The sequence below is a fragment of the Veillonella tobetsuensis genome, assembly GCF_001078375.1.
GTDB lineage: Bacteria > Bacillota > Negativicutes > Veillonellales > Veillonellaceae > Veillonella > Veillonella tobetsuensis.
This window is the reverse complement of the sequence record NZ_BBXI01000025.1, coordinates 1-1,470: the sequence shown is the minus strand read 5'-3', so window position 1 is coordinate 1,470 and position 1,470 is coordinate 1. Positions and strand designations below refer to the sequence as shown.

The window sequence follows — 1,470 nt, the reverse complement described above, 5'->3', positions numbered from 1 at the left end:
TGATATGTACCCATTTTCCTGGACACATATTATTTACTAGCCTAAACACATGGATGCTTCCCTGTATTTTACAGGAGGCATCCATTTTGTTTTTTTCTGAATCCTTTTATTATTGTAATAGTTGATATATTCTTCAATCGTTACCGCAAAAGCATCGAATGATGAATATTCCATTTCACAACCATAATATATTTCTGTTTTCAATCTACCGAAAAACGTCTCCATCACAGAATTATCATAACAATTTCCTTTTCTGGACATAGACTGAATAATTCCATGTTTTTTAAGTGCGTTCCTAAAATATTTATGCTGGTATTGCCATCCTTGATCAGAGTGGAAAATCAACCCCGAAAGATTAGGATACTTTTTGAAAGCTCTATCTAACATACGAGAAATCTGCTCTAAATTAGGCCTTAATGCCAAGTCATAAGAAATAACCTCATTCGTATTCATATCTAAGATAGGTGATAAGTAACACTTTCCCCACGGAAAATTAAATTGAGATACATCCGTAGTCCATTTTTGTAATGGCGCTGTTGTACTAAAGTCCCTATTGATAATATTTTCGGCTATTTTGCCTACTTGGCCTTTATAAGAGTGATATTTTTCTTTTGGTCTCTTTCCCGCGAGTCCCATGACTTTCATAAGTCTTTGTACTCGTTTATGATTGACTATAAAACCTCGATTAAGAAGTTCTTGATATACACGACGCACACCATAACGGCCCTTATGCTCTGTAAAAATCTTTTGGATTTCCTCTTTAAGTTGTATATTTCTTTCATCTACAAGATCCACTTTAGAGAGCTCAAAATAATAGGTGGATTTGGCCATTCCCATAGCTTTTAAAAGATATTTTAGTTGATATCCTTGCTTTTTGAGTGTTTTGATAATTGCTGCTTTTTCGCCTTGAGACGCGCAGCTTCCTTTTCTTCTCTCAAGGCAATCTCTTTTTTTATGACTTCATTTTCAGCTTTAATATAAGCATTTTCAGCTCGTAAGCGAATGAGTTCCTCGTATTCACTCTCATTGAGTTGTCTAGGTGAAATATTCTTTGTTACTTTCATGTTAGAATCCTTTGGTCGTCGTCCTTTAGGCTTATTGATAAGACCATTGTATCCCAAAGTCTTGTATTTATGAACCCATTGATATAGCTGCCCAGAATTAATACCAGCTACAATAGCTACTGTTCTCAATCCTTGGCCAGAGAGCACTTGGCATACCAAACTATATTTCTCTTCTGGAGACCAATACTTATTAGTCCCTCGATTTTTATTAATGTTCGGACCATGATGTTGCTCTAGTTTAACCCAGTCTCTTATTAGTTTATGAAATGTATCTGTCGTTACACCGTTAGGTGTCTTAGGCCATTCACCTCGATTAAATAATTCAATTGCTTTCTTTTTAAATTCATAACTATATCTCATGAAAATACCCCCTTTACTGGTTGTCCAGTAAAGGGGGTACATATCA

General features: G+C 35.2%; 2 protein-coding genes. Both read right to left on the bottom strand.

Annotated features, from left to right (window positions below; all coding sequences use genetic code 11):
* Positions 1-36: 36 nt before the first annotated feature.
* Positions 37-891, bottom strand: coding sequence for an IS3 family transposase (locus tag VEI_RS09220; RefSeq protein WP_223209366.1), 855 nt, complete (start codon positions 889-891; stop codon positions 37-39).
* Positions 855-1,470: helix-turn-helix domain-containing protein (locus VEI_RS09215; protein ID WP_223209365.1), on the bottom strand; the 616-nt coding region annotated here is incomplete at its 5' end. The genes VEI_RS09220 and VEI_RS09215, both read right to left, overlap by 37 nt.